The organism is Actinomadura roseirufa (assembly GCF_900659635.1).
Classification (GTDB): Bacteria; Actinomycetota; Actinomycetes; order Streptosporangiales; family Streptosporangiaceae; genus Spirillospora; species Spirillospora roseirufa.
The window spans coordinates 1-23,912 of the sequence record NZ_CAACVB010000061.1 but is presented as its reverse complement, the minus strand read 5'-3'; the positions used below and the strand labels follow the sequence as shown (position 1 = coordinate 23,912).

General features: G+C 70.9%; 26 protein-coding genes. 9 read left to right on the top strand and 17 right to left on the bottom strand.

All coding sequences use genetic code 11. From position 1 onward, the window contains the following. The first annotated feature begins 3 nt into the window (after window positions 1-3). On the top strand, window positions 4-726 hold the full coding sequence (locus E1291_RS15915; protein WP_131738584.1) for a hypothetical protein: 723 nt from the start codon (window positions 4-6) through the stop codon (window positions 724-726). A gap of 6 nt (window positions 727-732) precedes the next feature. Here the strand turns inward: E1291_RS15915 and E1291_RS15910 are convergent, their stop codons facing one another. Next, window positions 733-1,176 (bottom strand): MarR family winged helix-turn-helix transcriptional regulator, encoded by a 444-nt coding sequence (locus E1291_RS15910; protein ID WP_131738583.1) that lies wholly within the window; start codon window positions 1,174-1,176, stop codon window positions 733-735. A gap of 130 nt (window positions 1,177-1,306) precedes the next feature. Between E1291_RS15910 and E1291_RS15905 the strand changes: the two genes are divergently transcribed. Beyond that, on the top strand, window positions 1,307-2,704 hold the full coding sequence (locus tag E1291_RS15905) for an MFS transporter (protein WP_131738582.1): 1,398 nt from the start codon (window positions 1,307-1,309) through the stop codon (window positions 2,702-2,704). 526 nt (window positions 2,705-3,230) lie between these two features. Further along, window positions 3,231-3,395, top strand: coding sequence for a hypothetical protein (locus E1291_RS43250; protein ID WP_207400757.1), 165 nt, complete (start codon window positions 3,231-3,233; stop codon window positions 3,393-3,395). Between the two features lie 387 nt (window positions 3,396-3,782). Here the strand turns inward: E1291_RS43250 and E1291_RS15895 are convergent, their stop codons facing one another. From E1291_RS15895 to E1291_RS15870, 6 genes are all read right to left on the bottom strand, one after another. Next, window positions 3,783-4,580, bottom strand: a complete 798-nt coding sequence (locus E1291_RS15895; RefSeq protein ID WP_165495132.1) for a phosphotransferase — start codon at window positions 4,578-4,580, stop codon at window positions 3,783-3,785. 4 nt (window positions 4,581-4,584) lie between these two features. Beyond that, window positions 4,585-7,122, bottom strand: coding sequence for a winged helix-turn-helix domain-containing protein (locus E1291_RS15890; RefSeq protein WP_207400756.1), 2,538 nt, complete (start codon window positions 7,120-7,122; stop codon window positions 4,585-4,587). A 154-nt stretch (window positions 7,123-7,276) separates the two neighbouring features. Continuing rightward, window positions 7,277-7,564, bottom strand: coding sequence for a hypothetical protein (locus tag E1291_RS15885; RefSeq protein WP_131738579.1), 288 nt, complete (start codon window positions 7,562-7,564; stop codon window positions 7,277-7,279). A gap of 267 nt (window positions 7,565-7,831) precedes the next feature. Beyond that, the gene (locus E1291_RS15880) at window positions 7,832-8,068 is read right to left on the bottom strand and encodes a hypothetical protein (RefSeq protein WP_131738578.1); all 237 of its coding nucleotides are present in this window, start codon (window positions 8,066-8,068) and stop codon (window positions 7,832-7,834) included. Between the two features lie 91 nt (window positions 8,069-8,159). Further along, window positions 8,160-8,489: a hypothetical protein gene (locus tag E1291_RS15875; RefSeq protein WP_131738577.1), complete on the bottom strand. Its 330-nt coding sequence runs from the start codon at window positions 8,487-8,489 to the stop codon at window positions 8,160-8,162. Between the two features lie 147 nt (window positions 8,490-8,636). Further along, the gene (locus E1291_RS15870) at window positions 8,637-9,833 is read right to left on the bottom strand and encodes a helix-turn-helix domain-containing protein (protein WP_242614190.1); all 1,197 of its coding nucleotides are present in this window, start codon (window positions 9,831-9,833) and stop codon (window positions 8,637-8,639) included. Window positions 9,834-9,981: 148 nt separating this feature from the next. On the opposite strand from E1291_RS15870, the gene E1291_RS15865 reads away from it, so the two are divergent. After that, window positions 9,982-11,172, top strand: a complete 1,191-nt coding sequence (locus tag E1291_RS15865) for an MFS transporter (RefSeq protein WP_306434467.1) — start codon at window positions 9,982-9,984, stop codon at window positions 11,170-11,172. Window positions 11,173-11,185: 13 nt separating this feature from the next. On the opposite strand, the gene E1291_RS15860 is transcribed toward E1291_RS15865, so the two are convergent. From E1291_RS15860 to E1291_RS15850, 3 genes are all read right to left on the bottom strand, one after another. Next, entirely contained in the window at window positions 11,186-12,160 is a 975-nt protein-coding gene (locus E1291_RS15860; RefSeq protein WP_131738574.1) for a CU044_5270 family protein, read from the bottom strand. Further along, window positions 12,153-12,740 carry an RNA polymerase sigma factor gene (locus tag E1291_RS15855; RefSeq protein WP_131738573.1) on the bottom strand — a complete coding sequence of 196 codons (588 nt, stop codon included), beginning with the start codon at window positions 12,738-12,740 and terminating at the stop codon, window positions 12,153-12,155. The genes E1291_RS15860 and E1291_RS15855 overlap by 8 nt, the downstream gene beginning before the upstream one ends. Before the next feature lie 161 nt (window positions 12,741-12,901). After that, window positions 12,902-14,419 carry an alpha/beta hydrolase gene (locus E1291_RS15850; protein ID WP_131738572.1) on the bottom strand — a complete coding sequence of 506 codons (1,518 nt, stop codon included), beginning with the start codon at window positions 14,417-14,419 and terminating at the stop codon, window positions 12,902-12,904. 136 nt (window positions 14,420-14,555) lie between these two features. Between E1291_RS15850 and E1291_RS15845 the strand changes: the two genes are divergently transcribed. The 3 genes from E1291_RS15845 to E1291_RS15835 all read left to right on the top strand — a co-directional run bounded on the left by E1291_RS15845 (window position 14,556) and on the right by E1291_RS15835 (window position 17,012). Beyond that, window positions 14,556-15,686: a sensor histidine kinase gene (locus tag E1291_RS15845; RefSeq protein WP_131738571.1), complete on the top strand. Its 1,131-nt coding sequence runs from the start codon at window positions 14,556-14,558 to the stop codon at window positions 15,684-15,686. A gap of 61 nt (window positions 15,687-15,747) precedes the next feature. Beyond that, window positions 15,748-16,404 carry a response regulator transcription factor gene (locus tag E1291_RS15840; protein ID WP_131738570.1) on the top strand — a complete coding sequence of 219 codons (657 nt, stop codon included), beginning with the start codon at window positions 15,748-15,750 and terminating at the stop codon, window positions 16,402-16,404. Window positions 16,405-16,487: 83 nt separating this feature from the next. Further along, a complete protein-coding gene (locus E1291_RS15835; RefSeq protein WP_131738569.1) occupies window positions 16,488-17,012 on the top strand; it encodes a hypothetical protein in 525 nt (174 codons plus the stop codon). A 47-nt stretch (window positions 17,013-17,059) separates the two neighbouring features. Here E1291_RS15835 and E1291_RS15830 read toward each other — a convergent pair whose 3' ends face one another. The 3 genes from E1291_RS15830 to E1291_RS15820 are packed head-to-tail and all read right to left on the bottom strand — an operon-like array spanning window position 17,060 to window position 18,244. After that, window positions 17,060-17,251, bottom strand: a complete 192-nt coding sequence (locus tag E1291_RS15830; RefSeq protein ID WP_131738568.1) for a DUF397 domain-containing protein — start codon at window positions 17,249-17,251, stop codon at window positions 17,060-17,062. Window positions 17,252-17,264: 13 nt separating this feature from the next. Beyond that, window positions 17,265-17,453 (bottom strand): DUF397 domain-containing protein, encoded by a 189-nt coding sequence (locus E1291_RS15825; RefSeq protein WP_131738567.1) that lies wholly within the window; start codon window positions 17,451-17,453, stop codon window positions 17,265-17,267. Further along, window positions 17,444-18,244 (bottom strand): helix-turn-helix domain-containing protein, encoded by an 801-nt coding sequence (locus tag E1291_RS15820; RefSeq protein ID WP_278045261.1) that lies wholly within the window; start codon window positions 18,242-18,244, stop codon window positions 17,444-17,446. The genes E1291_RS15825 and E1291_RS15820 overlap by 10 nt, the downstream gene beginning before the upstream one ends. A gap of 135 nt (window positions 18,245-18,379) precedes the next feature. Here E1291_RS15820 and E1291_RS15815 point away from each other — a divergent pair, with 135 nt between their 5' ends. Next, entirely contained in the window at window positions 18,380-18,769 is a 390-nt protein-coding gene (locus E1291_RS15815; protein ID WP_131738565.1) for an ATP-binding protein, read from the top strand. A 67-nt stretch (window positions 18,770-18,836) separates the two neighbouring features. Here the strand turns inward: E1291_RS15815 and E1291_RS15810 are convergent, their stop codons facing one another. After that, complete coding sequence (locus E1291_RS15810) at window positions 18,837-19,433, bottom strand: TetR/AcrR family transcriptional regulator (protein WP_131738564.1); 597 nt, start codon at window positions 19,431-19,433, stop codon at window positions 18,837-18,839. A gap of 212 nt (window positions 19,434-19,645) precedes the next feature. Between E1291_RS15810 and E1291_RS15805 the strand changes: the two genes are divergently transcribed. Continuing rightward, the gene (locus E1291_RS15805) at window positions 19,646-20,554 is read left to right on the top strand and encodes an NAD(P)-dependent oxidoreductase (RefSeq protein WP_131738563.1); all 909 of its coding nucleotides are present in this window, start codon (window positions 19,646-19,648) and stop codon (window positions 20,552-20,554) included. On the opposite strand, the gene E1291_RS15800 is transcribed toward E1291_RS15805, so the two are convergent. The 3 genes from E1291_RS15800 to E1291_RS41980 all read right to left on the bottom strand — a co-directional run. Then, entirely contained in the window at window positions 20,518-21,423 is a 906-nt protein-coding gene (locus E1291_RS15800; RefSeq protein WP_131738562.1) for a hypothetical protein, read from the bottom strand. The genes E1291_RS15805 and E1291_RS15800 overlap by 37 nt on opposite strands. A gap of 32 nt (window positions 21,424-21,455) precedes the next feature. Further along, window positions 21,456-21,641 carry a hypothetical protein gene (locus E1291_RS15795; protein WP_131738561.1) on the bottom strand — a complete coding sequence of 62 codons (186 nt, stop codon included), beginning with the start codon at window positions 21,639-21,641 and terminating at the stop codon, window positions 21,456-21,458. 198 nt (window positions 21,642-21,839) lie between these two features. Further along, on the bottom strand, window positions 21,840-23,912 hold a 2,073-nt coding region (locus E1291_RS41980), incomplete at its 5' end, for an AAA family ATPase (protein ID WP_503108239.1).

Here is a 23,912-nt window from a genome sequence, read left to right as displayed (position 1 = left end):
GCGATGTCGGGACTGCTGTTCAACATCCTGATCGGGCTGGTGACCAGTGTCATCAGCGGCGGCGGCGTCTGGCTGTGGGAGCGGGGCAAGCGGACCAGGTCGCTGCACCGCAAGGCCGCCTTCTTCGGCTTGGAGGGCGGCGCGCCCTGCGTGGTCGTGATGAGCGACAAGTACAGCAAGCCGGGCAGCGTCGCCCGCCACGACGTCCACGCGGTGGTCGACGTCGTCATGCTCGGACGGGAGCTCGGCTCCCCGGTCTCCATCCGGCGCGGCCGGGAGTTCACCGAGTCCAACGGCGCGCGGACCGAGTTCTGCATCGGCGGGCCGATCAGCGACGCCAACCCGCGCACCGGCGGGCACCTGGCCACGTACCTGCCCGGCGTCACCCTGCTGCCCTACGGTCCGGGACCCGACTCCATGGCCTTCCTGATCGGCGGCGAGCGCTTCCGCTGCGACCGCCGCCACCAGGAGCGCGCTTTGGTGGCCAAGTTCCGTCCCGATCCCGCGTCCCGCCCCATCTTCGTGGTCTGCGGCCACACCTCCATCGCCAACCGTGCCGCGGTGCACTTCATGACCCACCGGTACCAGGAGCTGGCCCGCGCGCTGGAGTCGGCCGAGCGGTTCTGCGTCGTCATCAAGCTGGACGCCATCGAGACCTATGGCTACGAGGCGGCGTCGCTGGAACGGGACGTCACGCTCGCGGCGTTCACCGCCGCCGCGTCCTGACGGACGCTAGTCGGGGAGGACGTCGACGACGTCGGCGAGGGGCGCCAGCTCGGGGAGCCCACGCGCCTGTCCCAGCGCACGGGTCAGGGACGCGTCGTGGGTCGGGCGGGCCCGACCAAGGGCGTCCAAGCCCTCGGCGGTGACCTCCGTGTAGATGCCCCGGCGGTCGTCCGGGGAGAGGCAGCGCCGCAGCAGCCCGCGCCCCTCCATCCGGCTCACCAGCCGCGTGATGGCCGACCGGCTCAGCACCACGGCCCTGGCCAGCTGGTTCATGCGCAGGCAGAAGCCGTCCTGCCGGGACAGCACGTCGAGCACGCTGTACTCGCTCACCGACAGCCCGTGCTCGCGCTGAAGGGCCCGTTCTAGCTCGTCCTCGATGAGCGCGTGCAGGGCGGCCAGGGTGCGCCACCCGTGCGCGCGGGCCTCCGCGGCGTCGTCGGGGATCTCCACGGCAGGCACCCCTCCTTGCGCATAACTGATTGCATGAGGCACTATGACGCCTGTGCAACATGAAGCGCATGCAACTATTGCTGGCGCTGCTTTTTGTGTGCGCTCCATAGCAGCCTAGCGGGAGGCGGACATGACCCTGAATGAACAGCGCCCGTTGGAGAGCGCCCCGGCGGACGGGGGCGTGCGCTGGACGGCGCGCTCGTGGATCGCGCTGCTGGTGTTCAGCGGGGTGATCCTGCTCGACGGCCTGGACATCTCGATGATCACGGTGGCGATCCCGGAGATCCAGCGCGAGCTGGACCTGCCGGCCGCGAACGCCCAGTGGCTCATCGGCGCCTACATCCTGGCGTTCGGCGGCTTCCTGCTGCTGGGCGGGCGGTGCGCCGACCTGTTCGGCCGGCGGCGGGTCCTGGTGACCGCGATGACCGTGTTCATGGCGGTCTCGCTGCTCGGCGCGTTCGCCACCGACGCCAACCTGATCATCGCCTCGCGGTTCGTCAAGGGCATGGCCGGCGCCTTCACCGCCCCGGCGGCCATGTCGCTGCTGACCACGACCTTCCCGGAGGGCCCACAGCGCAACCGCGCGTTCGGGATCTTCAACGTCTTCGAGGCGTCGGGATACTCCTCGGGCCTGCTGGTCGGCGGCCTCGTGGCGGCCCTGAACTGGCGCGCGACCTTCGTCCTGCCCGTCCCGATCGCCCTGCTGGTGATCGTCGGCGCGCTGCGGTTCGTGCCGCCGGACCCGCCGCGCACCGAGCGCGCGCGGCTCGACCTCGGCGGCGCGGCGACCCTCGTCGGCGGCATGCTCGCACTGGTGTCCACGGTCGTCTCCGTCGCGGACGCGGGCTGGACGTCCGCACGGACGATCGTCGGGTTCGTCCTCGCCGTCGTGCTGCTCGCGGCCTTCGTCGCGATCGAGCGCACCGTCGCACAGCCGCTGATCAGGCTCGGCATCCTCCGCGACCGGGGCCTGGTGGCCGCCAACCTCAGTGCCGCGCTGCTGTACGGGGGCGCCATGGGCTTCCAGTTCATGCTCGCCCTCTACCTCCAGAACATGCAGGGCTGGCGGCCGTGGCAGATGGCCCTGGTTCTGCTCCCGGCGGGCCTCATGGTCGTCGTCCTCGGCCCTCTCCTCGGCCGTCTGATGGACACGTTCGGCGTGCGGAAGGTCCTGCTGATCGGCCTCGCGGCGTTCGTCCCCTGCTATCTGCTGATGCTGCGCACCGGCCCGGAGCCGGACCTGTGGACGGTGCTGCTCCCCGCGTCCGTCCTGTGGGGGGTGGGCTTCGCGCTCAGCATCGCCACCCTGATGGTCGCCGGCACGAACGGCGTCGCCGACGACGAGCAGGGCGTCGCCGCCGGCCTGCTGAACAGCTCACTCCAGGTCGGCGGCGCCTTCGGCCTGGCGGTCGTCACCGCCGCGATCGCCCCCGGCACCCACTGGACGACCCTCCGCCCCGGCGTCCTAGTCATGCTGGCCTTCGCCACCCTGACCCTCCTAGCCCAACTCCCCCACAAACGCCCCTGACCCAGTCGCCACGCCACTCAGACCGGACAACGACCTAGCCTTCGCCGAACGGCAGGACATCATGGATCCATGCTCGGCGACCGGAGCGGACAGATCGAGTGCCGCATTCGGACAGCGGGTACCGGTCGGCGGACAGGGGTGCGGTTGATCAAGGGGGTCGCGTTCATGCCTTGGAGTGAGGTCCGGCACGGAGACTCGTTCGGGAACTCTGGGCCGTAGAGGTTGCTCGCCATGGCTGATCTTGGAGCCGTCGCCTGGCCGCCCGCCCCGATCACAACCGACCGGTTCGTGCTCCGCGAGTCCGAAGCCCGGGACCGAGCGGCGTTCATCGAGTTGTTCGCCTCGCCGGAGGTGGAAACCTACATCGCTGGCCCTCGGCCCCGTAACGAGTTCCAGCGCGCGATACCCGAACTGCCCGGCCGGCGCCCCGGCTACTTTGTGGTCGATCTCGACGGCACGATGATGGGCATGGTCACGCTCGGCGGCACTCGACTGGTTCGCCGACGCGCTTCCCGGCGAGCCGGTGGTGCTCTGCAACCAGACCGCCAACGACCGCGCGATGCGCCTCGCGGCGAAGCTGGGCTTCACGGAGGTGGAACGGTTCGAGGAGCGGGGCGCCGAGCAATGGTTCGGCGTCAGGCCCCCCGGTCACGCCCCCCGCGTGAGCCCGCGCCCAGAAGGGGCCACGTAGGGACGTCTGGGGGCACACCCGGGTGTCCTCGGCACGAGCCGGGACGGGACCGTCCCTCAATCGTCACGCAGCATCTCGCACCCAGCCCAGCGAATGCGCCGCGCCGCTACGGCGTCCAGCAAGGCCAGGTTCGCCACAATCTGGCGGTGCTCCACGAGACGACCGCCGCCTCGCTGAACAGCTCGCTCCAGGTCGGCGGCGCCTTCGGACTGGCGGTCGTCACCGCCGCGATCGCCCCGGCACCCACTGGACGACCCTCCGCGGCGGCACGCACCACCGGCTCTCGGACCGGCTTCCCCGCCCGCCCCGGGCGCGAAGAGTGCATCGGTCGATCCGCCTGGGTGCGGGTGAGCTCTCCACCGACCCGAGCTCCCCAGCACGGTGCCGTCAGCGCACGGACGACGCATGGTCTTGCGGCTTGCCGTTGGCGAGCTCCCTTGACCAGTCCATGTAGCCGCTGACGATGAGGTCGGCTCTACGCTTGTCCAGGCGGCCGTGAACATTCGCCAGTCCGAGCAACGTCATACCGAGGTCCAGCAGAGCGCTGTCCAGGGAAATGGTCTCCCAGTCGATGATGGCCAGCGTCCCGTCCGGCCGAGCGATGAGATTATCGGCGAAAACGTCCCCATGGCAGACGACCGGCCTATCCCGGAGGCGGTCTTCTTGGGCCCTGACCTTTGCGAGACCGCTCTTCAGCCACTCCGCGAACTCCCGGTCGGCGAAGCCGTCGATGGCTTCCAGATGGGAGGGGGAGAGACGGCGGGTGCCGACGGGAAGGTCCGAAACCTGAACTGCCGGAGCATCATGGAGCCGGGCGAGCAGGCCGCCGGCGTCGCGTAGCAGGTCATCGGTCAACTGCCCGGCGACACGGCCGGGGATCCAGCGTTTGAGCAGGACCGGGCGGTCGCTGAGCGTCGAGACGGCATCGCCCTCGGCGTTGCGAACGACCTCCGCCGTGGGCATTCCCAGCTTGAACATGGCTTCGGTGTGCAGAGCGAGCCGGCACGCACTGGCATGGTCATGGTTGTCGAGAATGGTCAGCACGAAGGTGTCCTGAGATGCGGTCACCTTGAAGCTGGAGTTCGCAGCCCCGCCCCCGAGAGGCTCCAGCGTCAACCGGCCAAGACCGTACAAGGCGGCGACTTCGGCGCGGTCGATGTCGTCCGCAGAGGTGTATGTGGCCATTTGTTCAGGATCCCCCGTCCAGTCCCAGCTCTGCTCGCCGCTCGGTGACGAGCCGCCGCCAGCGTGCGCGTGTCCGCATGTCCCCATCGATCCATCGGGCTTTCGGGAGACTGGACGGGACGTTTTCGTTGGTCATGAAGTAGCTGATCTCCATGAGATAGGCGAACTCATCCCCGTGAACGCTCTCGCGCAGCTGTGACCGGGCGGCGTCCATTAGTTCAGCGGACCCGCGGATGGCGGCATGGAAGCAGGCCGCTAGCCGCGCGTACGCCGCGCAGGACGACAGCCCGTTCTCCACCGCACTGGCGACCAGGGCGGCGGCGCGGTCGGGCAGGTTGTCCGCCCGTCCCGCGTCCAGAAGCAACCTCGCGTTGCCGACTTGCAACTCGGCGAATCGAGCGTGCGTACCTGCCAGCATGTCTGCGGCCCGCTCAATCTGCTGTATGGAACGGCCGCGATCCTGGAAGGCCGAGGCGAACGCGAGGTATGCCTGACACAGACCTGCCTCACCGTCCAGACCGGAATTCAGCGCGAGATCACGGGCCTGAGTAAAGGACGCGCAAGCCGGCGCGATCGCCCCCTGAGACCAGAGGATCTCGCCTATGGCACGATCTCGTTTCCCTGCGTCGCCGAGTTCCTCGGCCAGGGCGATCGCTTCCGAGAAATGCCCGAGCCTGCGGGTCAGGTGCAGGATGCCGCGTGCGGCGTCGGGGGCGAGTGCACCGCCCCGCGCGGCAACGTCGCGCATGCCCTCCAGTGACGCGCGGAGATCCCCCAACTCCCGGTCGCATTCAGCGAGGAAGTAGCGCGGGAGTTCTTCCAGGTCGGGCGGCAACAGATCCGTTGCGAGGATCGCCCGAAGCTTTTCCGCGGTAAGAGCGCGGTGCCGACGCTGCCTCGCAGCCACGACAACGAGTGTCTCCCCTAGCGCGGCGGCGGGGGTGTCCGGCTCGTCACCGATACCGCCGTCCAACGGCTCCCACACGAAGTCCCTGACGTAGGCGCGAGCGGCGTCGCCCAGCCAGCCGAGTTCGAGATCGTAGTCACGGGCCAGCCGCAGTCCTTGGCGAAGGCAGCCGAGCAGGGCCTGACGTCCCGGTCCCCGCCCGTGGCGGGCGAAGTCCCGGCCGAGTGCGTCGAAAGCGCGCTGCGCCGCGCGCTGCCAATCATCGGGACTCCACCGGTCATCACTGCTCGTATCGGTGTCCCGAATCGCCGACCGGACGAGTTCGTGCAGGCGGTACGGCCACTGGGCACCGGGGGTGACGTCCACGAAGGGACGATCGGCCAGCCGCAAGGCGGCGGCGTCCCGCCCCAGGCCGGCCGCCGCCGTGGCCAGCTCGACAGAGAAGGAATCGAGGAGACTGACCGATCGCAGAACCGTTCTCTCCTCCGCCGGCAGGTCGCGGAAGATCCGTGCCACCAGCGCCGGGAACTCGTGATCGAACTCGTCCATGGCCGGAGCATGCCCTGTCCGCTCGTGAAGGTCCAGAAACCGCATCACCGCCATGTCGAGATAGAGCGGCAGGCCGCCGGAACGGGTGATGAGAGTACGGCGTGTCGGGACGTCCATGAGCGGTCGGTCTTCAAGAGTGAGGCGTCGGCGCAAATAGTGCTCCGCGTCGATCTGCGACAGGTAGCCGACGCGGCGCTGGCGTGGATCCTCGGAGGCGCCCGGAACGAGTTGCGGCCACACCGCCGGTCCGGCCCAGTCGAGCTGCCCTTCCAAACTCGGGTCGTCCCATTGCAGTCTGTTCCGACCCGTGATTACGAAAAGTGCGTTCGGCATGAGCCACACCACGCGCTGGATCAGCCGCTCGAGCTCGCGGTTCGTCCGGTCACCGACGTCCTCGAAGGTGTCGAGCAGGATCACGGGCGTGGCCGTTTTCCCCTCCGGGAGTTGCTTCAGGTCCCAGGCCAGCAGGTGAGCGTAATACGACAGGGTCTCCTGGTCGGGGTCGCTCTCCAGCAGATCGGGGAGGCGGCGGCATCCGGCCAGCGCCCGTGCGGCCCGCCGCCGCTCCCGCAACGCGCGCACGACCGCCCGCAGCCCTTGACCGGCAAGTAGGCCGACCGTGCCCGGCAGCGCGACCGCCGCTGCGACATCACCCAGAGTGGATTCCAGCTGTGCCCGAAGCCGGCCCGCGCCGCCGTAACGGTTGAGAACCGTGTGGCGCCGTAGATGATCTTCCAGAGGGTCTCCAGGGTGGCACTGCTCCCAATAGCGCAGGAAGGCCAGATCGAACGCGGCCATCGGTACACCCAACTCCGCCACTGCCAACCGGACGGCGAGCAGCACCGTCTCGATTCCCACGGCGTTCTGCTTGGAAAGGTCGATTCTCACCGGAACGAGCCTGCCGAGGTTGACATCCACCGGAGCCCAATGCTCAGGGCCGCTCTCCGGGTCCGTCAGATGAGCGCTGATCTGCCGAGAGAGTGTGGTTTTCCCGATTCCTCCGACACCGTAGAAGACCAGCACATGCCGACGGGGCCGTTGCACGTCCTCAACATCGAAAGCATCATCCCTGTGGGCGGCGATCACCCGCTCAAGGCTCTGTGTCACGGCCGCCCACTCATCGGCCCGATTCGTGAACACGTCCGTGGCGACGAGTGTCCGGCTGTTGGTGCGGAATAAGGACCGAAGATCCGGGCGGGACAAAACGGGCACCTCCCTGCGTTCGCCCCCAAGGCAAAGGTTAACGCTGATGGCCGTTGGCCACATCAACGATCACAGGGTCTGCAACTAAGAAAAGCAAACGACCGCCACCCTTCCCTTCGTCCTTCGACCTGCTCATCCAAGCCCGGTCACGACGTTGAAAACGCAATCGGCGGGCGGGCATGATGGCGAGTGCATCGAGCGACAGCGACGACACCGCCTCATGTTCACCGGTCTGGGAGGCGACCTGCAGGCCGCGCTGACCGTCTTCGGCGGCGAGGGCCCGCGCAAGCCGGGTGCTCTGGGTGACCACTCGGATCTCGACCACTGGAGCGGACGATGCCCTGCCTCTTTATGAGGCATTTGGCCATGGGCGGTGGGGCTCCAGGGCGTCTGGGATACACAGGCCGGGTCGGCCGAACCGCATGCCCCGTAGGGGTGGTGCCATCGGGCCGCAGCGATCGGAAGACGGCACCACCCCGGCTCTCACGGCCCCGCCGCATGGACGGGTCATGCGTCGTAGTCGCTCTGCGTGCTGGGGGCGCAGCGGTGCGGGACCTCGGGGGCGGAGTCGACCGCACCGCCGCGCCGGTCTTCACGGGTCGGACGGTGTCTGCGCGGGTGGCAGGCCGAGCGTGCGGCCGATCGTCTTGGTGGCCTGTTCGGCGGTGGTGCCGAGTTGCGCGCCGTGGTCGGGCCCGCAGTACCAGAGGTAGGCCAGGCGGTGACGGGCCCAGACGACGTAGTGGGGCCCTTTCCCGGGACGGATGAGGTGCAGGATCTCCGTCCCGTGAGGCAGGATCGGCGCGACCCCGGAAAAGTGTCGGCGCACCAGCGACGCCAGTTCCGTCAGCCGTTCGCCCGGTGAAGCGGACGCGGGGGGCTCTGCCGCACCACCCGTCCCCCCGCGTCCGCGCTCGGAATCACTCACCGGCGCGGCCTTCGTCGGTCGGCGCGCCGAGAGTGGTGGCCACGCTCAACGCCGCGTCCACAACGCGATCGGCCTCGGCGATCGGCTCGCCCCAGGACGTGAAGAACCAGAGGCGCCCGCCGTCGTCCTCCCGCCGCTTGCACGTGATCGTGTCGGCGGGCTGCGGCGCGCCCTCACAGCACCCCGGCAGGTTCGGGTTGAGCACGATCAAGCTCCGCCGCTGCAGAACCGTCTTCAACTCGTAGATCTGAAGCCTCGCCATCAGCGCCCCGAGCCGCCCATAGGCGTCCGGATGCTCTGTGCCGTCGAAGGTGTCCGCCATGGTCGCCTCGGGTGTCGAGTTCAGGTCGGTGATCGGTGTTCACCGCGCCGACCGGCCACGTTGTGTCCGAGTGAACACTCGTGGTCACCAACGTGACCGATGTTCCAAGCTGGAACTCGGTGCCCTGGACGATTGAGAAAGGACCGGCTAAACGCTCATGCGCGTGTGCAGGCGCCGCAGCGATTCCGGCAGCGTCCTTCGGACGTCCACCAGGTGTGTCACCACAGCGCGCGCCGTGGGATGGAAGGTGACCAGTTGGGGCGCGATACGGTCCGCGCTCTCCAGACGCCTTTCCGCTTTGCCGTGCTCGCCCAACTCGGCGAGTACGCGTGCCATGTCGATCTCGTGGTGCGTCCGCCTCTCTGGAGTGAGCGCCGCCAGCGTCCGGTCGCCGATGTCGCGATCCCGGCGCGCGGCCTCGTCCAGGTCGCCCAGTTCGGCCGCGACCGCGGCGCCATGGATGGCCACGTTCGCCGCTGTGAACTCCAGGCCATGAACCGGCGTCTCACCGCCCTGCCTGATCCGCTCCTCAGCCCGGCCGAAGTACTCCCACGCCTCTCCGCTCCCGGTGTTCCCGCCACGAGACGAGCGTGCCACGAGGAGTGCCGAGCGCAGTTCAAGTACGCCTGCCACCTCGCCGGCATCCGGCCTGTCCTGGTGGACGTTGGCCGCTGCCCGGCTGAGCAACGTGAGAGCGGGCTTGTAGTGGTTCATGCCCATCGAGATCATCGCTCGCGTCATCGTCACCAGGTGGGGAAGGTTCGGATCTCCGGACCTGCGCGCCGCGTACGCATCGCGTTCCAGCAGCGCTAGAGCATCCCCGGTGTAGCCCAGTCGCCGAGCGAGGGTGACGGCGTCATGAAAGGCGAGACTCAGCAACCGCCATGCGCGCGGCTCATCCGTCTCGTACGCCCAGTAGGTGAGTTCCTCCAGCACGGCGGGCAGGCGCCGCGCGACTCTGTTCAACTGGACTTTCTTCATCAGTCGCCGCGCGGTGGCGATCTCAGCCGCCAAGATGTCCAGCTTTCGGGGCGGCCCGGCGAGATCAGGCCCCACTTCCACGTAGAGGAGGATGCGGCGAAGTTCAGGAATTACTGAATGCACTTGATCGTCATGGCCCTGGAGCCGGAAAGGCTGCCCGTAGATCTGGGCGGGGTCCATGCCGAGCGCAGCGGCCATTGCGGCGACGAACGCGGGGGTGGCGACCTTGTGACCGGACTCCACTTGCGCGACATGTGACCGCGAGTAGTTCGCACGCTGCGCGAGACCGATTTGAGTGAGGTCACGCTTTTTGCGCGCCCGCGCTAAGCGCCTGCCCACGGTGTCAGGGGTATCGTCGGACATCAGGTCCTACCCTTCCTGGGGATTCGCAACTCCAGGCTACGGCGCAGCGCCTCAACACGTCATGAAGCCGGAAGAGACTCGGTGAGTGGGCGGGACGCCCCTGTCGAGCGTCGGGGCAGCGGCTACGGGGTTTGTAGGGTGTGGGGCCATGGGCGGAGTCGGTCGCGATACTGAGTCCGCTGGTCGGCGGGTCATGTGGGCGCTTTATGCTGCGGGGTTCACCACCGCGTTCGGGGCGCATGGGATCGCGGCGAGCTTGGGCGGGGCGTCGGCGGGGGCGGTTACGTCTGTGCTGGTGCTCGGGGGGCTGCTCGCGCTCTACGACGGCGCCGAGGTCGTCTTGAAGCCGCTGTTCGGGGCGCTCGCCGACCGTGTCGGGGCGCGGCCCGTGCTGCTCGGTGGGCTGGTCGCGTTCGCGGGGGCGTCGGCCCTGTACGTCCTGGTGGACGACGCGGGAATGCTGTGGGCGGCCCGGCTCGGGCAGGGCGCGGCGGCCTCGGCGTTCTCTCCCGCCGCCTCCGCGATGGTGTCCCGTCTCAACCCAGTGACCCGCCAGGGGAGGGCCTTCGGCGGATACGGCGCGGCCAAGAGCATCGGCTACACGCTGGGCCCGCTGCTGGGCGGCGTGCTGGTCTGGGCGGCGGGGCTGCGGCTGCTGTTCGGCGTCCTGGCATGCCTGGCACTGGCCGTGGCGGCGTGGGCGGCGCGGACCGTCCCGCCGGTGCCGCCGCTCCCCAGGCGGCGGCAGACGGTCGCCGACCTGGTCCGGCGGCTCACCGAGCCCGGGTTCCTCCGGCCGACGGGCGCGCTGGCCGCCGCGACCGCCGCCCTGTCGGCGGGCGTCGGGTTCCTGCCGGTGTCCGGGAAGGCGGCGGACCTCGGCCCGCTCGTCACCGGGGCCGCCGTCTCCCTCCTCGCCGGGGTCGCCGCGCTGGTCCAGCCGCGGACGGGCCGCGCCCTCGACGGCGGACGGCTGACCACAGCCGCCGGTCTGCGCGGGGGGCTGCTCCTGGCGGCGTCCGGCCTGGTCTTCGCCGTCCTGCCCGGCCTGCCCGGCATGCTCGGGGCGGCGATCCTCATCGGCGCGGGGACGGGTCTCATCACGCCTCTGGGGTTCGCCGCCCTGGCCACCGCCACTCCGCGGGAACGTCTCGGCCAGACCATGGGGGCCGCCGAACTCGGCCGCGAGCTCGGCGACGCGGGCGGCCCCCTCCTCGTCGGGGGCGTCGCCGCGGCCGCCACCCTGAGCTGGGGTTTCGGTGCGCTGGCCGGGGTCATCGCGCTCCCCGTCCTGCTGGCCGCCCTGATGCCCCGCCGCGACGGCCCCGCGGAGCGGTGACGAGAGTGTCCGCTTAGGGGCGGGCGGGGAGGTGGTCGACCACCTTCACCTGGAGGACGGTGGTCTTCACCTCGCCGGCGCCGCTTTCGGGCTCGTTGGTCCAGTCGCCGCCCTTGGGACGGGGCGTCAGGTCGAGGTAGCGGCTGCCCAGGAAGCGGTAGGTGGAGCGGTCGTAGATCAGCTCCAGCCGGGCGCCGTCGGAGTTCTGCGACAGGGCGATGGCGGGACGGCCCAGGGCATCGGTGGCGTGCTCGTCCACCTTGACCCGGGGGACGCGGCTGAGGAATTCGAAGACCTGGGCGCGTAGTTCGGGGGGAAGGTAGTCCTGGATGAGGTTGCCCATCGCGTACCAGCTCCAGTTCCCGAGCGGCCTGCCGGTGGCCACGGTCGGGTCGGGAGGGGGAGCGTTGAGCTGGGTCTTCCAATGCTTGAGCAGTTGGGGCATCTCACGCACCAGCCAGAGATTACTGACCGGACGGGGGACGGGCTTGTTCTTGTTCTCGATGGGGATCAGGGTGTCGCAGGGCTTGGCGCGCCGAGGCCGGCAGGGGGTGCGGAGCAGGCCCGGAGTGGAGCCGTCGACCGACAACCAGCGCTCGCGTGTCTCCTGTCCCTTGGGCTTGTTCGGGGCGACCTGCCCCGGCCCCCACGCGACGACCGAGCGGATGTAAAGGTACTGGCCGGGGCGTGGGTGAAGCTCGGGCTCCTTGCGGGCGACGGTGGCGGCCCGGGTCAGTACCTCGTGGGCGCTGACCGGCCGGATCTCACGGGGGCCGCCGCCGTCCGATCCCTGGACCGCGATCACCACGGCGCCGGCGGCCGTCACCACTCCGGCCAGGCCGACCGCGAGCAGACCTCTGTATCGCCGGGCGCGGGGGCTCCGGCGCCCGCCGTCGCGGATGACGTTGATCAGCCGCGCCCTGCCCTCGGCCAGGACCACCGGGCCGGGCGGGGGCACCTCGTCGTACATGCGGTGGAGCTCACCCATCGATTCGTTCCTCTCCAAGTGGGTCGATTCCGCCCAGCGCCTCGCGCATCTTGGCGCGGGCGCGGCTGAGCCGGGAGTGGACGGTGCCGGTGGCGACTCCCAGGGCCACGCCGATCTCGGCCGGGGTCAGGTCACCGGACGCGGTCAGCAGCAGGACATCGCGCTGCCCGCGCTCCAGGCGGCTCAGGGCCTTCGCCAGCTCCGGCCGGATTCCCTGGGCGGCCACCCGGTCCGCCACCCCCTCGTCGGCCGAGCCCGCGGCGGGGTCGGCTCCCGTCCGAGCCAGGGCCCGCCAGAACCGGACCTCGCCGCGCCGGTGCCGGCCGATCAGGTTGGTGGCGATCCCGTACAGCCAGGGCAGCGCGTTCCCGCGTTCCGCGTCGTAGCGGACGCGATGCCGGAACGCCCGCAGGAACGTCTCGGCCAGCAGATCGTCGGCCAGATCACGGCCGAGCCGCCGGGCGAGGTACCGGTGGACCGCCGGGGCATGCCGGTCGTACAGCTCGGCGAACACCTCCGGATCCCGGCGGGACCTCTCGATGATCGCGCCGTCGCTTTGCTGATGCACCTCGGTGGTCACCGAGTCTTCAACCTCGTCATCTCAGGACCTTTCGCGGCGTCGGTGTCGGTCACCGGTTTTTAGCCGCACCCCCGCATCCGCTTCCCCCCAGGTCACAGGACCGACGCCGGGGCAACGCGAGAGGCCGCGATGGCGAGCATCGCGGCCTCGGGACGGTGGGGTCAGTTGTGGCAGACCGGGTCGGCGGCGGGGAGCACGCCGGTGGCCAGGTAGGCATTGACCTTGGCGTCCACGCAGGCGTTGCCGTACTCGCCGTAGATCCCGTGGGCGGTGACGCCGCGCAGGGTGAGCAGACGGGAGCCGGTCAGCGCGCGGTGCATGGCCCTGCTGCCCTCGTAGGTGGTGGCGGTGTCGCCGGTGCTGGACACGATCAGTGCCGGGGTGGAGTTGCCGATGCGCGTGAGGCGCTCACGCGGCTTGGCCGGCCAGAACGCGCAGGGCCAGATGTTGTTCTTGAGGGGGCCGAACAGGGGGTGGCGCGCGCGGCTGCGCTGGACGTCGCTCCAGTAGGTGTCCGGGTCGCGCGGCGCGGCGCGGTCGGCGCAGATGATCGCGGCGGTCGGGCTCGCGAGCGGGGAGCCCGCACTGGTCAGGACGAACGCGAGGAACCCGTCGAGTTCGGGGCCGGGGTCCGCCGGGCGCCCGTGCGCGGCCTCGTTCAGGGTCCGGACGGTGGTGGCGAACTCCGCGCGAGCCTCCGGGCGGTCGTTACCGGAGAGGTTGGAGAGGACGTACGGGACCACCTGCTCGTCCAGCGTGTACCGGCCGACGCGCAGTGGACGGGCCTCTGCGGCGGCGACGATTCCGTTCACGGTGGCGAGCACGCGGGCGCGGGTGGAGCCGAGGCCATAGGTGCGGTGACGCTTGGCGGCCCAGCCCGCCCAGCCGCTCAGCGCGCGTTCCGCCTCGTCCTCTGTGCCCTGCGTAGCCCTGGGGCCCCACTTGTTCGGGTCGCCCGCGCTGTCCAGCACCAGCCGGTCGGTGCGGCCGGGGAACATCTGGCTGTAGACCGCGCCCAGGTAGCTGCCGTAGGAGTAACCGAAGTAGGAGATCCGGCGCTCGCCGAGGGCGCGGCGCACGAGGTCGATGTCGCGGGCCGTGTCGCGCGTGTTCGCGTACCGGAGCACGTCGCCGTGGCGCCTGCCGCAACGCTCGGCCAGGTCGCGCTGCACCGCCACCTGGTGATCGAAGCGGGCGCGGGTCGAACCGGCCGAGCGCAGCCACAGGCCGATGGGCCAGCCGCAGTCGATCGGGGTGCTGCGCCCGACGAACCGCGGGTCCAGGCCGACGAGGTCGTAACGGGCGGCGACGTCCTTCATGGCCTTGCGCATGTTCAGGGGCATGCCCAGCGTGGGTTCGCCGGGGCCGCCGCTGTTGAGGACCATGGTCCCGATGCGGTGGGCGCGGTCCGTGGCGGGGATGCGGGAGAACGCGATCTTGATGGTCCGGCCGCCGGGCTTGGAGTAGTCGAGCGGGACGTCGAGCTCCGCGCAGTGTCCGCCCGCCTGGTCGAGCTCCTTGCCGACGGGGTCGTCGGGGCCTTGGGCGCACGGCTTCCAGTCGAGCGGCGGAGGGGAACCGCCGTCGGCCTTGGCCACGGGCGCGACGACGGTGGACAGGGCGATCAAGGTGAGGGCCGGGACCAGCCGTGCGCGGGTCCGGAGCAAGGTCCGTTTCATGGACGAGGACGCTAATCCGGCCGGACGTTCGGGGGGATACAGGTGTCCGCACGCACGGTGCTACAGCCTGCTGTAGTGCCCGGCGGAGAACGGCGGCGGATACTGATCTTCCCTGCCGCATCGCGAGGAGGTGCCCGTGCGCGACCGTGTGTTCTCCGGCTCGGCCTACCTGCTGGGCACGCTGGCCACCGCCGTGGTCACGCTGCTCGCGCTGCCGGTGCTGCTCGCGCCGCCCGCCGCGCGGGGCTGGGCGGACTGGCACCGGCAGCGGGCCGGACGGCTGCTCGGCGTTCCGTCCGCCGGACGTCCGCCCGGGTGGCGGGACCTCGGCTGGGCTCTCGCGCACATCGCCGTTGGGCTCTCACTCGGGCTCGTCGCCCTGCTGTGCTTGGGCAACATCCTGGTCGCCGCGGTGGCGTTGTCCTTGTGGTGGGCGTTTCCCCCCGACAAGCGTCCCACCCTGTTCTCGTTCTTCGACGTGCGCGTCGACGGCTGGGCGACCGCGCTGGTCGCGGGCTCCGTCCAGATCGCCGTCCTCGGCGCGGTGGCCTGGTGGGTGCTGCCGCTGCTGGCGCGGCTTCACGCGCGGCTGTGTCTGGCGATGCTCGCGCCCTCGGCCCGCGAGCGGCTCACCGAGCGGGTGGACGTGCTGACCCGGAGCCGGGTCGGCGTCGTCGACGCCCACGGCGCGGAGCTTCAGCGGATCGAACGCGATCTGCACGACGGGACGCAGGCGCGCCTGGTGGCCATCGCCATGCAGGTGGGCATGGCCCGCGAGTCGCTCACCGACGACCCGGACACGGTGGCGGCGCTGCTGCGGCAGGCGCACGAGACGGCGGAGGAGGCGATGATCGAGCTCCGCACGGTGCTCCAGACGATCTACCCGCCGATCCTCGCCGACCGCGGGCTCGACGGGGCGCTGGCGGCGCTGGGCGCACGGTCGGGCGTGCCCGTCCACATCGAGCTCGCCGATCTGGGCGAGCTCCCGGCGGCCGTGGAGGCGGTGGCCTACTACGTGATCGCCGAGGCGCTGACGAACGTGACCAAGCACGCCGCCGCGACGCGGGCGGCCCTGCGGGTCGGACGAGTCGGTGGTGACCTGTCCATCGAGGTCACCGACGACGGAAGGGGCGGCGCCGACGAGGCGCACGGCACCGGGATCGCCGGGATGCGCCGGCGGGTCGCCGCCCTGGACGGCGCCGTCCGCCTCGACAGCCCGCCGGGCGGTCCCACCACGCTCGCCGTCCGGATCCCATGCGCCCAGTGATCATTCAGACGGTGCTCGTTCAGCCTGTGTTCATTCAGCCTGTGCTCGTTCAGGAGGTCCCGTGCGGGTCGTGATCGCCGAGGACAACGTCCTGTTGTCCAGCGGCCTGGAACTGCTGCTGGCCTCGAAGGGCTTCGAGGTCGTGGCCGTCGTCGGCGACGGCGGGGCGTTCCTGGACGCCGTCGCCGAGCACCGCCCCGACATCGCGATCGTCGACGTGCGGCTGCCGCCGTCGTTCCGCGACGAGGGAATCCACGCCGCGCTGCGGGCCCGCCGCGAGCACGGCGCGCTGCCGATCCTGGTGCTGTCGCAGTACGTCGAGCGCGACTACGCCGGTGAGCTCCTCTCCGACGGCCGCGGCGGCATCGGCTATCTCCTCAAGGACCGCATCGGCCGCGTGACCGAGTTCGTCGACGCGCTGCGCCGCGTCGCCGCCGGCGGCACCGCCATGGACCCCGAAGTGATCGCCCAGATCCTCGCGCGCCGCGCGGACGACCCGCTGGGCACCCTCACGTCCCGCGAGCGCGAGTCCCTCGCCCTCATGGCACAGGGCCACGACAACGCCACCATCGCCGAACGGATGGGCATCTCCGACAACGCCGTCCACAAGCATGTCGGCAACATCTTCGCCAAGCTCGGCCTGGCACCGGACGACTCCGGCCACCGCCGCGTCCGCGCGGTCCTCACCTACCTGGAAGGCACACCCCGCGCCCGCTGAATCGGTGCGTGGCGGAACGTGCCGGGGCCGCATTCGTTGAACAGTGCGCCTGTCGCAAGGCTGAGGAGATCGGGGAGGGCCGGATGCGCGGCATTCTGGACGAGGTCATTCTGGGCGCCATCGGCCAGGTCAACCGGCTGGTATTCGGAGTATCACGCGGCCGGGTCCTGCTCTACAGGTTCTATGGCGTCCCCGGAATCCTGCTCACCGTCACGACCCCCGACGACCCCATCGGGAACAGGGTGAACGCCTCGTGCCTGCCCGACGACGATTCCTATCTCGTCTTGGCCCACCCCATCCACCGGGCCGAACTCTCTGCGCTACTGGACACCGGTACGGCCGTGGAGGCGGCGCGTGGCCCCGACGAGACCGCCGTGCCCGTCGACCTCGACAGGCTGACCGACACGGCAGAGCGCGCAGCCGTGCTGAAACGAGTCCTGGGCCGGGCGAGTATGCAGGAGCGAGCAGAGATCAGGCGTCATGGACTGACCCCCGTCGCCCGGCTCCGCCTGCATCGTCCTTTCCCCGAGGCCGGCCACTCCGCCCACGCCTTCAGCGGTGTGGTCACAGAGGACACCGAAACCCCATCGGCCGCGCGCCGGCCGTGATCCGGTCCGGGTATCGAGGACACTCAGGTCCGGAGCGCCCGGGTGCTTCAGACCTGGGCGGGCAGGCCCTCTTCCAGAGCCGCGTGGAGGCACGCGCGGGTGACGATGAGGGCAGGCCCGTCGGGGTCTTTGCTGTCGCGTACGGCCACGCCTCCGGGGAGGCCCGCCAACTCGACGCAGTCGCCGCCGTTGTCGCCGCTGTGGCTTGACCTGCGCCAGGTGGTGGTGTTCGGGAGCATTTTTGGCCTGCCTTTAGGACTGGTTACGGGCAGTGTTGATCGCGATGCGCAAGTGGGCACGTGTGGTGATCAAGGTGGGGCCGTCGGGGTCTTTGCTGTCGCGTACGGCGACGCCCTCAGGGAGGTCCGCCAGTTCGACGCAGTCGCCGCCGTTTTCGCCGCTACCGCTTGCCTTGCGCCAGGAAATGTCAGTCAGTTCCATTTTTCCAACGCCTTTTCCATTGCGTCCAGTGACATGTCTTCGGGAAGGGCCCTCGCTCGCAGCGCGCGCAGCGCATCGGAGACTTCAGTGAGGTCAGAGGGGGCATCGGTCATGATCCCGCGTATGGTCGTCTCCAAATATGAGACCTCGCTACGGTCCTCCATGGTAGCCAGAACGAAAGCGCCTCCCGTTCCCGCGGGCCGTCCATTGTTGCGCACGATCTGGACGGTGATGTTGGGGCGCTCGCCGGCCGCGAGGAGCGCTGTGATCTGCTCGCGCATCACTTCGGGCGAGGTCACAAGGTGATAGAGCACGGCCTCGCTGAGCAAGGCCACGAGGGCCGTCGGCGGCGGGTCTGCTCGGGTGAGAATGTCTTGACGTGCCATGCGGGCCTTTACGGCTTCGTCGGAAATGAGAAACGCGCGGGCGTAACTCTCCGTCTGAAGCAGCCCCGGGACGATCGTGTGCTGCCAGGTGGTCAGTTCTACGGCGTCGGCCTCGATGCGGGGCCAGTCGAACCAGAGGGGGACGGGGTGGCCGTCCTTGTTCAGGTCCTCCCACAGGCCGACCAGTGCTCCGCCCGCTTCGAGGTGGTCGTCGACGATCTCCGCGAACGCGCGGGTGGCGCGCTTCTTGCCCGCCTCGATCCGGCTCACCTGGGCGCCGCTGACCTTCGTCAGGTGGGCGATGGTCTCCTGCTTGATCCCTTTGGCCTCGCGCAGCCGGCGCATCTGGCGGCCGAAGGCGACGAGCGCGGGGGACTCTCGGGGACGGCGGCGCCTGGGGGGCACGGTTCCTGCCTCTCACTTGGTACTTACCGCTCGGGGGTGCGGATTTACCACCTTTGGCCGCTCTGAAGCAGCAAAGACCATCGTAGGCCCGCCAGTGGCTCAATGTGTGGTGTAAGACACACAGAGTGAGGTCTGGTGGTGGGAGTGGAGCACGACGAGATGGTGGTCAAGGGCCGGCTGGAGGTGGTCGCCGAGGTGCGCGGGTTCGTGCGGCTGGCCGTGGGGCGCTGGGGCATGGACGACTTCGTGCCGTGCCTGGTGGCGAGTGAACTGGTCACCAATGCGATCCGGCACGCGGCCGCCGAGGGGGACGAGGTGCTCTTCCGGCTGGGGCTGGCCGAGGACGGCGCCTTGTGGATGGAGGTGCGGGACGGCGCGTGCACCATGCCTCGGATGCGAGACGCGGGGCTGGACGAGGAGTCCGGGCGGGGGCTGGTCGTGGTGGACCAGTTCTCGCGGAATTGGGGTGTGAGGTCACTGGGCGAAGGGACCGGCAAGGTCGTCTTCGCCGTGCTCGACGTGTGATCCGGAGCCATTGACGTAGGGCCCGCCTCCTCGCTCCCAAGGGAGGCGGGTCATGTTGTCCTCGGGGTCACTCTTCCTGGACGACGCAGGAATCCAGAAAGGGCCCGAGTTCCCGGGCGACGGCCCTGAGCGGGCGGACGCTCTGTTCGGCCCGTGCCATGAGGATCGCCCCCTCCAGCGAACTGATCATGAGGGTCGCGATCGCGTCGGACCTGCCCGGCGGGACGCCCATCGCGACCAGCTCCCGGGCGACCGGGCGGCGCCAGCGGGTGAACGCGGCGGCGGACGCGGCGCGCGTGGTCTCGGTGGAGTCCGCGCAGTCGACGGTCGCGGCGGCGACCGGGCAGCCCCCGGCGAACCCGGCGGAGCGGTACTCCTCCGTCCACTGGCCCACCATCGCCGCGAAGAGCCTGCCCGGGGTGGGGCGTGCCATCCCCGACATGAAACGCGCGATACGGGCGCTCGCGTAGCGGCCGGCCCAGTCGACCGCCTCGTTCACCAGCTGTTCCTTGCCGCCGGGAAAGTAGTGCTGGAGGGAGCCGCGCGGTGCCCCGGCGTGGACGACGACGTCGCGCAGGCGCGTCGCGGCGACCCCGTCGCGGCGGATGAGCTGCGCGGCGCTGAAGACCATCCGCTCGCGCGGCCCGTGTTCCGACGCCGCCATGACCCGTCCTCCGTCCGGTCCGGGGATCGTGTACCCCGATCGTGCTCAGGATCTTCATTCGAGGGGCTGTTGCCTTCTCTACCTGGGTCATTATCATGACCGTTGTCATAATCCGCAACGACCCGTCCCGAGGACGCCCGTCGCCGCCACCCCTGGCGCCGGGCGGTTCGACTCCGCACACCGGAGACCACGGCTGAGGTGAGGGCACGCGCATGGACATCGGTTTCATCGGTCTCGGCGTCATGGGACGGCCCATGGCGGTCAATCTCGCCCGCGCCGGCACCGGCCTCGTCGTCTGGAACCGCACGCCGGCCAGGTGCGAGGCGGCGCGCGAGGCCGGGGCGGCGGTCGCGGCGAGCCCCGCCGAGGTGTTCCGCCGGTCGGGCGTGGTGTTCCTCATGCTGGCCGACGCCGACGCGACGGACACCGTGCTCGGACGCGGCACGCCCGACTTCGCCGCGAACGTCGCGGGACAGGTCGTCGTCCACATGGGGACGACGTCGCCCGGCTATTCGCACGACCTGGGGAGCGCCGTGCGGGCGGCGGGCGGCCGGTACGTCGAGGCGCCGGTGTCGGGTTCGCGCGGCCCCGCGGAGGCGGGACGCCTGGTGGCGATGCTGGCGGGCGATCCGGCGGACGTGGACCTCGTCCGCCCGCTGGTCCGTCCCATGTGCCACGAGACCTTCGCGTGCGGGCCGGTGCCGAACGCGCTGGTCATGAAGCTCGCCGTCAACCTGTTCCTGATCACGATGGTGACCGGGCTGGCGGAGGCGTTCCACTTCGCGTCCCGGCACGGCCTGGACGAGCGGCTGTTCGTCGACGTGCTGGACGCCGGGCCGATGGCGAGCACCGTGTCGCGCGCGAAGGCGGGCAAGCTCGCCGCCCGCGACTTCGACGTCCAGGCGTCGATCAGCAACGTGCTGGACAACAACCGCCTGGTCGCCGAGGCCGCCCGGAGCCGCGGCGTCGCCTCGCCCCTTCTGGACGTCTGCCACGCCCTCTACGGCGAGACCCTCACCCTGGGGCTCGGGCAGTCGGACATGGCGGCGGTCCTACGGGCACTGGAGGCTCGTACGGAACAAGCTCAGTCCTGGGGGTTGCAGTTCGGGAGAGGGCAGTAGCCCGGCGACCACTTCTTGTTGACGGCGTCCCAGCCGTACCGGGCGCCGGAGGGCGTCGCCGAGACCCAGCGGATCGGATGCGCGGGGTCGCCGATCTTGACGACGTCCTTCTTGCCGTTGGTGCTGATGTGCACGCGGAGCTGGCCCGCGTAGAGGTAGGCCGGATCGGACTTGATCTGGAGCGTGCCCACCCGCCGTCCGACCCCGCCGAGGACGATCGACTGCGGCGGCATCGTCAGGCTCTCGTTGACGTTCTTCTCCTCGTCGTCGATCTGGACGGATGTGATGTCGGTCGTGCTGTCCACGATGCCGGTGAAACCGTCGCCGCCGCCGCCCGCGCCGTAGCGGCAGGTGACGAAGACGCCGCCGGTGCTCTTCTTCTTGGCGTAGACCTGCACCTCGGCGCGGTCGACCGAGGACACGCCGCCGGTCGTGGCCGTCAGTTCGACCTGCACGTACGGCGAGACGCCGTAGAGGTCCGGGCGTTCGTTGAGCCAGGTCTTCCAGGGGATGCAGCGATCCTCGACGGTCGACGGGTTCTTCGGGTCGATGTCGGGCGGCCGGGGCAGCCGGGACGCGGGGCCGTCGAACAGGAACGTTCTGGCCCCCGGAAAGTCGACGTCCACCGATCCGAAGGTGACCTTGGTTCCGCCGGGCGTGATCTGGCAGGTCACGACGTTGTTCGATCCCTGCGCGTTGCAGTTGCCCTGGACGGCGGGCGCCGCCTGCCCGGACGGCCGCGCGGACGCGCCCCCGGTCTTGCGGGCGGGGGCCGTGCCATCCGAGCCGGCCGAGCACGCGGCGGCGGTGACGAGCGCGGCGATCCCCACCGCGATTCCGCCGGAGCGAAGAAGGGGGAGGACGGGCACGCACGGCTCCGATCGATGTGCGGGACGGGACGTCATTTCTTCGGGGACGACGGGATCCCGGAACAGGCGACGGTGTTCGATGAGCCCTGGGCGTTGCAGTTTCCGTTGATGGAATTGTTCACCGGCGGCGGGTCGTCATCGCTGTTCGGCAGCAACCAGGCGCCGATCGCGACGGCCAGCCCGATCAGGCCGATCGCCAGGCCGACCAGGGCGGCCACCGTCTGGGTGCGGACGTGGAAACGGGAGCTCTGACCGGGGCCTGCGCCGCCGGGTGCTGCCATTGACGAACCCCTCCGATATGCCAGCGGATATCGCCAACACTAGCCGTGGGAGGCACTGTCCCCTCTCTGGCGTGGATGGGGATTCCGTCCGGAAGCGGTCACCGGGATTGCGTTTCCTCTCCGGCTGTGAGCCGGTCAGGACGACCGGGACAGGGCGGCTTCGAGCATGGTCAGGTAGCGGGAGACCGGGCCGAAGGTCAGCACGCCGCTTCCGGCGCCGGCCAGCTCGTGCGATGCGGGCAGGAGCGTCGCGTGGAGGCGGGCCATGGCCTCCCGGTCGCCGCGCCGGACGGCGATCAGGGCGGCCAGAACGGTGCGGGCCTCCAGGAGCAGGTCGGGCGGAGAGGCGGGCGGCTGGACGGGATCGTCCGAGGTCAGCGGGCGAGTCCACGGCGCGTAGGGGCCCCAGTCTGCGTGGTCGTCGACGGCGTCCAGGTCGCCCTCCTGGACGCGGAGGCCGAGCAGGGCGAGGGGGAGCAGACCGTCCTCCACGCCCGTCATGCCCGTGCCGTGCAGGTGGGCGGCCGCCGTGCGGTAGGCGGCCTCGGCGCGGGCGGTCTCGCCGGTCGCGGCCAGCCGCAGCGCCCGGTACCACTCGGTGAGAACGTCCACCAGCGGCAGGTCGTAGCGCTCGCCGAGCCGGTCGGCGGCGTCGGCGTGCGCGTCGGCGGACGCGAAGTCGGCCAGGGCGGACCGGGCCTGGACGAGGACCAGGTGGCCGAGGACCTCGAACGTGACCAGGCGGTGCTCGCGGGCCAGGGCGAGGAGCTCCTCGCCGATGCGGGCCCGGCGCGGGGCGAGCCCGGCGCGCTCGAAGGTGTGCAGGTAGCGGGCGTCGAGGGCGAACGCCAGCAGCCGCGGGTCGTCCAGGTCGCGGGCCGTGGCCTCGGCCTCCAGCGCCGCGGCGCGCCCGCGCGGGTCGGCCGTGCCGCGCAGCTCGAGCGCGAGGGTGCTCAGCAGACGGCAGCGTTCCGGCGTGCGGCCCGGGGGCAGGGCGGCGAGGGCGCGTCCGGCGGCCTCGGCCACCCGGCGGGCCTCGCCCGCGTCGTCGGCGCGGGGCCACACCGACGGGACGTCGAACGCGCCGATCACCCGGGCCGTCACCAGTGGGTCGCCGAGATCCTCGGCCGCCGCGATCGCGTCCACGCGGTGGCGGCGTGCGGTGGCCAGGCCGCCGGTGACCGCGATCGCGCCGACCATGCCCATGAGCGACTCCAGCCGGGCCGGGACGTCGGTGCCGCCCGCGCGGTCGTGCGCCGCGACGGCCTCGCCCCACAGCCGGGCCGCGTCGTGCGGGGCGAACCGGGCCTCGGCGCGCCGTGCCGCGGCGGCGGCGAAACGGGCGGCGGCGCCGGCCGTGGCGCGGGTGCCCGCCCGCAGGTAGTGGTGGGCGATGGCCTCGACGTCGTCCGGCCGGACCCGTTCGAGAAACTCGGCGACCTCGGTGTGCCAGCGGGCCCGGCGGGGACCGGAGATCTCCTCGTACAGGGTGTCGCGGACGAGCGCGTGCGCGAACCGCGTCCGCTCCGGCCCGGCCTCCTCCAGGAACCCGAGCGGCAGCGCGGCCTCGACGGCGTCCAGCGCCCGGTCGCCGGCCAGCGGGACCAGCAGGTCGAGGTCGACGTCGCGGCCGATCACCGACGCCCGCCGCAGGACGGTCCGCGCCGCGCCGGGCAGCGCGTCCAGCCGGTGCCGGACGACGTCGCGCACGCCGGGCGGGATCCCGGTCAGGGCCCGCTGCCCCTCGGCGTCGAAGAGCCGGGCCAGCTCGCGGACGAAGAACGGGTTGCCGCCGCCGCGCTCGTGGATCGCGTGGACGGCCGCGTCGTCCACCGCGCGGCGGGACGTGTCCCGGACCAGTTCCGCCACCGCGTCCTCCGGCAGCCCGCCCAGGTAGACGCGCGCGGGGTCGTGCGGCGCGGCGCGGGCGAGCGCGGCGGCCAGCCCGGCGGGGATCTCGGCCGCCCGGTACGTCCCGAGCAGCAGCACCGGCGCCGCGACCGGCTCGGCGACCAGCGCGCCCAGCAGGGCGAGGGTCTCCTCGTCCGCGCGGTGCAGGTCGTCCAGGACGACCAGGAGGGGCGCGCCGCGCGCGGCCTCCGCGAGGACGGCGGCGACCGCCCGGCGCCTCCGGAACCGGGCGACGGCCGGGTCGGGGTCGCCGCCGGGCGGGGGCTCGGGGGCACCGAGCGCGTCGAGCACCTGCGT